General features: G+C 41.5%; 4 protein-coding genes and 17 tRNA genes. 2 read left to right on the forward strand and 19 right to left on the reverse strand.

What is annotated here, in order from left to right:
* Positions 1 to 10 precede the first annotated feature (10 nt).
* A complete protein-coding gene (locus tag M1F63_RS07670) occupies positions 11 to 1,261 on the reverse strand; it encodes an extracellular solute-binding protein (protein ID WP_247941123.1) in 1,251 nt (416 codons plus the stop codon).
* Between the two features lie 34 nt (positions 1,262 to 1,295).
* Positions 1,296 to 3,458 (reverse strand): alpha-galactosidase, encoded by a 2,163-nt coding sequence (locus tag M1F63_RS07675; protein WP_247941124.1) that lies wholly within the window; start codon positions 3,456 to 3,458, stop codon positions 1,296 to 1,298.
* Between the two features lie 107 nt (positions 3,459 to 3,565).
* Here M1F63_RS07675 and M1F63_RS07680 point away from each other — a divergent pair, with 107 nt between their 5' ends.
* On the forward strand, positions 3,566 to 4,426 hold the full coding sequence (locus M1F63_RS07680) for an AraC family transcriptional regulator (protein ID WP_247941125.1): 861 nt from the start codon (positions 3,566 to 3,568) through the stop codon (positions 4,424 to 4,426).
* Positions 4,423 to 5,358: a bifunctional biotin--[acetyl-CoA-carboxylase] ligase/biotin operon repressor BirA gene (gene birA, locus M1F63_RS07685; RefSeq protein ID WP_247941126.1), complete on the forward strand. Its 936-nt coding sequence runs from the start codon at positions 4,423 to 4,425 to the stop codon at positions 5,356 to 5,358. The genes M1F63_RS07680 and birA overlap by 4 nt, the downstream gene beginning before the upstream one ends.
* 76 nt (positions 5,359 to 5,434) lie before the next feature.
* Here birA and M1F63_RS07690 read toward each other — a convergent pair.
* The 17 genes from M1F63_RS07690 to M1F63_RS07770 all read right to left on the reverse strand — a co-directional run bounded on the left by M1F63_RS07690 (position 5,435) and on the right by M1F63_RS07770 (position 6,935).
* A tRNA-Ser gene (locus M1F63_RS07690) sits at positions 5,435 to 5,522 on the reverse strand.
* A 6-nt stretch (positions 5,523 to 5,528) separates the two neighbouring features.
* Positions 5,529 to 5,602: transfer RNA gene (locus M1F63_RS07695), tRNA-Ile, on the reverse strand.
* Positions 5,603 to 5,637: 35 nt separating this feature from the next.
* A tRNA-Gly gene (locus M1F63_RS07700) sits at positions 5,638 to 5,708 on the reverse strand.
* Between the two features lie 16 nt (positions 5,709 to 5,724).
* Positions 5,725 to 5,797 (reverse strand) — tRNA-Phe (locus M1F63_RS07705).
* A 3-nt stretch (positions 5,798 to 5,800) separates the two neighbouring features.
* Positions 5,801 to 5,874: transfer RNA gene (locus M1F63_RS07710), tRNA-Met, on the reverse strand.
* Between the two features lie 11 nt (positions 5,875 to 5,885).
* Positions 5,886 to 5,975, reverse strand: a tRNA-Ser gene (locus M1F63_RS07715).
* A gap of 11 nt (positions 5,976 to 5,986) precedes the next feature.
* A tRNA-Ile gene (locus tag M1F63_RS07720) sits at positions 5,987 to 6,060 on the reverse strand.
* Positions 6,061 to 6,073: 13 nt separating this feature from the next.
* Positions 6,074 to 6,147: transfer RNA gene (locus tag M1F63_RS07725), tRNA-Met, on the reverse strand.
* Positions 6,148 to 6,152: 5 nt separating this feature from the next.
* Positions 6,153 to 6,226 (reverse strand) — tRNA-Pro (locus tag M1F63_RS07730).
* Positions 6,227 to 6,241: 15 nt separating this feature from the next.
* Positions 6,242 to 6,315, reverse strand: a tRNA-Arg gene (locus tag M1F63_RS07735).
* A gap of 11 nt (positions 6,316 to 6,326) precedes the next feature.
* Positions 6,327 to 6,412, reverse strand: a tRNA-Leu gene (locus tag M1F63_RS07740).
* 7 nt (positions 6,413 to 6,419) lie between these two features.
* Positions 6,420 to 6,491, reverse strand: a tRNA-Gly gene (locus M1F63_RS07745).
* Between the two features lie 27 nt (positions 6,492 to 6,518).
* Positions 6,519 to 6,591, reverse strand: a tRNA-Thr gene (locus M1F63_RS07750).
* Between the two features lie 12 nt (positions 6,592 to 6,603).
* Positions 6,604 to 6,685 (reverse strand) — tRNA-Leu (locus M1F63_RS07755).
* Positions 6,686 to 6,690: 5 nt separating this feature from the next.
* Positions 6,691 to 6,763: transfer RNA gene (locus tag M1F63_RS07760), tRNA-Lys, on the reverse strand.
* A gap of 24 nt (positions 6,764 to 6,787) precedes the next feature.
* Positions 6,788 to 6,860, reverse strand: a tRNA-Asp gene (locus M1F63_RS07765).
* A 2-nt stretch (positions 6,861 to 6,862) separates the two neighbouring features.
* Positions 6,863 to 6,935: transfer RNA gene (locus M1F63_RS07770), tRNA-Val, on the reverse strand.
* Between the last annotated feature and the right edge of the window lie 3 nt (positions 6,936 to 6,938).

Raw genomic sequence — 6,938 nt, forward strand, 5'->3', positions numbered from 1 at the left:
AACTCCTATTCTAGTCCAAATCTGCCTTCATTGGATTAAAGAAAGCATTGAGATTATTTGCCATATTTTTCAGATTTTTATCCATCAGGTAACCTGCACTTAGATTAAAAAAGTCTTCTTCAGAGTTCCAGCGTTGGCCCAACCAAACATAATGTTTGTCCGTAAAAGCCAGTTTAGAAATAGCTGCAAGCGCTGAATCTTCTTTTTCCTGTATGCCTTTTACCGCAACAGGTGATCCATCTACATCATAGTATGACTGCATAGCTTTTGGACTAGTCATATAGCTGATAAATTCTTCGGTTTCCTTAGGGTGTTTGGTAGTAGCTGAAGTTGATAATGCCATATCCCCTGCACCAACAGTGACTTCTTTTCCTACTTCTTCTCCAGGAAAGGCAAACATCCCCACCTCAAATTTTGGATCCTGTTGATTAATTGCGGCTAATGCCCATGATCCTTGTGGCATCATCAAGGCTTTTCCACTCGAAAATGCTACCACCGCATCATTATAAGAGGCACCACGCCAACCATCTTGAGCATTATCTGCTAATAAATCGAGTCGTTCTGCATCTGCTTTTAAAATAGCATCATCTGCAGAGATGGCGTTTGGTTTTGAAAAGCGAAGATAGTTATTAGCCGCGTCTCCACTACCCGTAAGGGTAATGAGAGAAAGTTGGTGGTAACCATTTAATGTCCAGCCTTCATTGCCTGCAACCGCAAACGGAGAATTTCCACTATCTTTTATCTTTTTAACAATCTCTTGAAACTCTTTAAAAGTCTTCGGTTCCTCAAGCCCTAATTCTTTAAACTTCGTTTTATTGTAATAGATTCCATAAAGGTTGGCCGTTAAAGGCACACTATAAACTTTATTATTAATCGCATACTTTTCGGCATAGTCATTCTTGATGTTCTCAAGATAGGTTTTTCCTGTCATATCTGCAAAATAGCCTGCCTTCGCCCACTCCTGAAAATCCATATTTTGAGGATAGATATTAATAATATCTGGAACATCTCCTGATAAAATCCGAGTCTTTAGAACAATTCCAGCTGAAGGTACTGTAGTCAGCTTCACATCAATATTAGGGTGTTCCTTCTCAAAATCATCCACTATCTTTTGCAAGGTATCTGCCATCTCGGTCTTCTGGTTAAAAAACTCAATCGTTACCTTGCCATCAGTTGATTGATTGTTCTGACCACAAGCCACTAGGCCTAGTAAACTTGCCCCAGCTACTAAAAGAAAACCTGCTTTCTTATACCATTTCATTGGAATGCCTCCTTGATAAATTTATACGCTTTTATTATAGTCTTTTGAATTTATACTGTCTACTCAAAAAATCTCCTGGCGATAGGGAAACAGTTAAACCTGCACACATGAGCTCTGCACCCGAGTAAACAATGTTTGTCCCTTCCAGCTCATAAAGCCCTTCCACTTCTAAGTCTTTCAGTTTCAAGGTGGTTTCCATTGTTTCCACAACCGATAGGACTCGGACGTAGGTTACGATCGTCTGATTTCCATAGTTAAATTGCACAGCTGCTTCATTGGATTCAGCATCGGGATTGATTAACCTATACTGGTTTCCCAACTGGACTACTGGTCGCAATTCTTTATACAAGTTCACCTGATTAGCAATCTCATCCTTCTCTTCATCTGATAAACTTGTCAAATCAAGTTCATAACCCAGATTTCCCATCATTGCCACGTGACCACGAGTTTCCAATGGTGTCATTCGTCCCATCTGATGATTTGGTACTGCTGACACATGAGCCCCCATAGAAATAGTTGGATAGAGATAGGATGAACCGTATTGAATTGGTAAACGTGCAATAGCATCAGTATTATCACTAGCCCAGACTTGTGGAAAATAACGCATCATACCAAGATCATTTCGTCCACCGCCACCAGAGCAGGACTCAAAGAGAATATGACTATGTTTCTCTGTCAAATAAGAAACGAGTTCGTAAAGCCCCAGCATGTACTGATGAGACTGCATCTGGGTTTCCAAGTAGGCTGAACCATTCCCCAGGTTAGTAATATTACGGTTCATATCCCATTTGATGTAGTCAATTTTATGATGAGAGAGGAGTTCATCTAAAACATTTTTCAGATATTCTACTACCTGAGGATTGGCAAGATTAAGTACTAATTGATTTCGAGAATAGGTATGCTCATAACCTGGAACCTGAATAGCCCAGTCAGGATGTTTACGATACAAGTCGCTATCAACAGAAATCATCTCAGGTTCTAACCAAAGCCCAAACTGCAAACCTCTTTCATGGATAGCTGAAATCAGACTTTCTAGACTTCCACCCAGCTTTTTCTCATTCACAACCCAATCACCTAAAGCACGATTATCATCAAAGCGATTACCAAACCACCCATCATCTAATACAAAAAGTTCAATTCCAACTTTCTTAGCTTCATCAGCTAGTTCTAACAGTTTTTCTTTCTGAAAGTCAAAGTAGGTAGCTTCCCAGTTATTGATTAGAATTGGACGCTCTTTTTTAGAAAATTTACTTGGCATAATGTGCTTAAGTACAAAATTCTGACTTTCATGACTAATACCAGTTAATCCCTTATCTGAATAGGTCACTAAAGCTACCGGTGTTTCAAAGTCTTCCTCAGGATCTAACTTCCAAGAAAAGTTTTCTGGATTAATCCCAATAGCAACCCGAACTTCATTCAGTTGATTCTTTTGGACAAAAGCTTCGAAGTTTCCACTATACATCAGTTGTAGAGCAAATACATTCCCAGCATCCTCTGTAACTCCTTGATCACATAATAGAAGAGCTGGTGTTTGAGCATGCCCAGAAGCTCCACGATTCGAACTAATTGAAAAGATTCCTTGTTCTACCTGTTGACGTCGGACAGTCTTTTCACGAGCATAAGCTCCCTGTAAAGTCACTATTTCGTAAGCTGCAGCAGGAAAATCAGCCATAAAAGAAAAGTCCTTATGGATGACAACTTCCTGATTGCTATTATTCTCCAATTTGCTATAACTAGCAATTGTCGCATCGTTATTAAAAGCAGTATAATACAAAGTCAGACTAAGTTGAGCCTTAGGATCTTCTAAAATCAAGGCAAGAGTTTCTGTACCATCCATGCTGTGAGGAGAAGGTAAACCCTGTGGACCATTCTGACCTCTTAAAATCTTTGCTTCTACAAATCGAAAGTCTGTTACTTCAGTTGCATCGTGCTGAACCTGTAAAGTTGGTTTTCTAAAGTCACCCAAACCATGTTGTCCAAAAATCTGACGTTGCGTATCCAAACTAAAGGTTCTATTAGTAGCTATTGGATTAGCAGAAAAAGCATGATCGCGTTCGTAAACACTATTAGCCCCTCTATAGTTCTTAATAGTCTTTCCTAAATGTTTTAATAATAAGAACCCATCCCTATTTTCAATAATCAAACTTAAACCTTTACTCTCAACGTAAAATAGATTATTCTCTATCCGAATTCCCATAAATTGCACCTCATCGATTTCCTGATAAAATTTTAGCAAATAAAAGCGCTTTCTAAAATAGAAAAATGTCTCTAAAGTATGGTAAAATGTTAGGTAGGAGGTGGCCCATGCTCGTTTTTTCAGAATATCAGACTGGAACAATTGATCTTTCTCTTAGCTTCTACGGTTATGAAGAATGCACGCCCAACTACTCTTTTGGCCCAGCTATTCGAGATACCTATGTACTACATTACATTACTAAAGGAAAAGGTCAGTTCCATTATAAGGGGAAAATTGTTGATTTAAAGACAGGAGATTTCTTTTTACTAAAACCAGATGAATTAACATTCTATCAAGCAGATAGCCAGGATCCTTGGGCTTACTACTGGTTGGGGATCTCCGGAGGAAGGGCACCTGACTACTTTGCTCTATCTCAAATTTCTGACCAATCCTATCTAATCCAATCTGAAACTTGTCATACCCAGACAACTGCAAAACTCATCTCAGATATTGTCCGCTTCGCTCAGATTACAAAATCAAATGAATTGGCTCAACTCCACATCATGGGACAACTCCATGAACTGATGTTTCATCTAGGAACGATTGCTCCCAATCAGAAAAAAGAGAATATTTCATCAACCCACCAACTCTATCTTGACTGCAAACGGTTGATAGATAGTCACTACCCGCAATCACTCACCATTCAAGATTTAGCAAAAGAACTATCGGTTCATAGAAGTTACTTAACTAGTGTGTTTAAAGAATTTCATCAACTCTCTCCAAAAGAGTATCTACTTTACGTTCGGATGCATCGTGCACAACAGTTACTAGAACACACCAATGAAACGATAAAAGTCATTGCGTATTCTGTGGGTTTTGCAGATCCACTACATTTCTCAAAAGCCTACAAGCAGTTTTTTCATAAAACACCTAGTCAAACTCGAAAAGAATTCTCTCATTCCCTCTCAGCTAGAAAGGAAAATCAATGAAATCACACCAACTAGTCTACCAAATATTAGCTAGAGAAAACGATTATGTTAGCGGAGAAAAAATCGGAGAAGAACTGAATTTAAGCCGTACATCTATATGGAAAGCGATCCAACGTCTTCAACAAGAAGGCCTAGAAATTGACAGTATCAAAAATAGAGGATACAAGCTTATTCAAGGCGATTTGATATTGCCTGAATTGATTCAAGAGAACACCAACTTAACCATTCGCTACAAACCTGAGACAAAATCAACCCAAACAGATGCAAAAGAAGGGATTGAAGCTGGAAACAAAGGAAATACACTCTATCTTTCAACCTGTCAAACAGCAGGTCGTGGCCGCTTTCAGCGCCCCTACTATTCTCCATCTCAGGGGGGAATCTATATGTCTCTGCATATTCAACCAAACCTTCCCTATGAAAAACTCCCATCCTATACTCTTCTTGTGGCAGCTGCAGTCTGCAAAGCCATTAAAAATCTAACTATGATAGAAGTAGATATCAAATGGGTAAATGACATCTACTTTAAAAATAAAAAAATAGCAGGTATCCTCACTGAAGCGATGACATCAGTTGAGACAGGCTCGGTTACAGACGTCATTATCGGACTTGGTATAAATTTTTCTATAGCAGACTTCCCAGAAGACCTAAAAGAAAAAGCAGGCAGCCTATTTATGCCACCTGCACCAATTAGTCGTAATGAGCTCATCAGCGAAATATGGAATTGTTTCTACAATACGGATTCAGATGAGCTACTTTATATCTATAAAGAAAGATCAATCGTTCTTGGAAAAGAAGTTACCTTCCAGCTAGATGAAAAATTGAAAAAAGGTCTTGCAAAAGAAATCTCAGAATCTGGTCAACTTCAAGTTGAACTTGAAGATAAACAAACTATCTGGCTAAATAGCGGAGAAATATCACTAACAAATTGGTAATAAACAAATCCCCCTTTTAACGATTTAGAAGGGGGATTTGCTTACAAAAAAAGAGCCTAACAGCCCTCTTAACTCACGGAGAATGGGGGATTCGAACCCCCGCGCCGGTTACCCGACCTAACGATTTAGCAAACCGTCCTCTTCAGCCTCTTGAGTAATTCTCCTATTAATGGGCACGAGTGGACTCGAACCACCGACCTCACGCTTATCAGGCGTGCGCTCTAACCACCTGAGCTACGCGCCCAAGTTTAAAAAACTTGGTAATTGAACAAAGTTCAAAGCGGGTGACGAGAATCGAACTCGCGACAACAGCTTGGAAGGCTGTAGTTTTACCACTAAACTACACCCGCTTAATAAAAGAAAATATGGCGCGAGACGGAATCGAACCGCCGACACATGGAGCTTCAATCCATTGCTCTACCAACTGAGCTACCGAGCCAAATTGCGGGAGCAGGATTTGAACCTACGACCTTCGGGTTATGAGCCCGACGAGCTACCGAGCTGCTCCATCCCGCGTTAATATAAAAAGGAGGATGTGGGATTCGAACCCACGCACGCTTTTACACGCCTGACGGTTTTCAAGACCGTTCCCTTCAGCCGGACTTGGGTAATCCTCCATTATTTACAATGGACCTTGTAGGACTTGAACCTACGACCACTCGGTTATGAGCCGAGAGCTCTAACCAGCTGAGCTAAAGGTCCAACAAGATCAATATAGCGGCGAAGGGGATCGAACCCCCGACCTCCCGGGTATGAACCGGACGCTCTAGCCAGCTGAGCTACACCGCCATGAATCGGGAAGACAGGATTCGAACCTGCGACACCTTGGTCCCAAACCAAGTACTCTACCAAGCTGAGCTACTTCCCGCGTTAAATAAAAAAATGCACCCTAGAGGAGTCGAACCTCTAACCGCCTGATTCGTAGTCAGGTACTCTATCCAGTTGAGCTAAGGGTGCTCATCATTATATGCCGAGGACCGGAATCGAACCGGTACGATCGTTACCAATCGCAGGATTTTAAGTCCTGTGCGTCTGCCAGTTCCGCCACCCCGGCCTCTCTAAGCGAACGACGGGATTCGAACCCGCGACCCCCACCTTGGCAAGGTGGTGTTCTACCACTGAACTACGTTCGCATCGACCTCTTATTCTATATAAAAAAATGCCGGCTACATGACTTGAACACGCGACCCTCTGATTACAAATCAGATGCTCTACCAACTGAGCTAAGCCGGCTGATTTCTATTATGCGGGTTAAGGGACTTGAACCCCCACGCCGTTAAGCGCCAGATCCTAAATCTGGTGCGTCTGCCAATTCCGCCAAACCCGCAAATATGACCCGTACTGGGCTCGAACCAGTGACCCATTGATTAAAAGTCAATTGCTCTACCAACTGAGCTAACGAGTCTAAAATAACTTCCGTTATCTTAAACGGTCCCGACGGGAATCGAACCCGCGATCTTCGCCGTGACAGGGCGACGTGATAACCGCTACACTACGGGACCTATGGGAGTTAACGGGATCGAACCGCTGACCCTCTGCTTGTAAGGCAGATGCTCTCCCAGCTGAGCTAAACTCCCAAA

The organism is Streptococcus oralis (genome assembly GCF_023109155.1).
GTDB classification, from domain to species: Bacteria; Bacillota; Bacilli; order Lactobacillales; family Streptococcaceae; genus Streptococcus; species Streptococcus oralis_BZ.

Bases quoted from the DNA above. Each gene is read 5' to 3' on its own strand.
- M1F63_RS07670 (WP_247941123.1), bottom strand. From the start codon at position 1,261: ATGAAATGGTATAAGAAAGCAGGTTTTCTTTTAGTAGCTGGGGCAAGT.
- M1F63_RS07675 (WP_247941124.1), bottom strand. From the start codon at position 3,458: ATGGGAATTCGGATAGAGAATAATCTATTTTACGTTGAGAGTAAAGGT.
- M1F63_RS07680 (WP_247941125.1), top strand. From the start codon at position 3,566: ATGCTCGTTTTTTCAGAATATCAGACTGGAACAATTGATCTTTCTCTT.
- birA (WP_247941126.1), top strand. From the start codon at position 4,423: ATGAAATCACACCAACTAGTCTACCAAATATTAGCTAGAGAAAACGAT.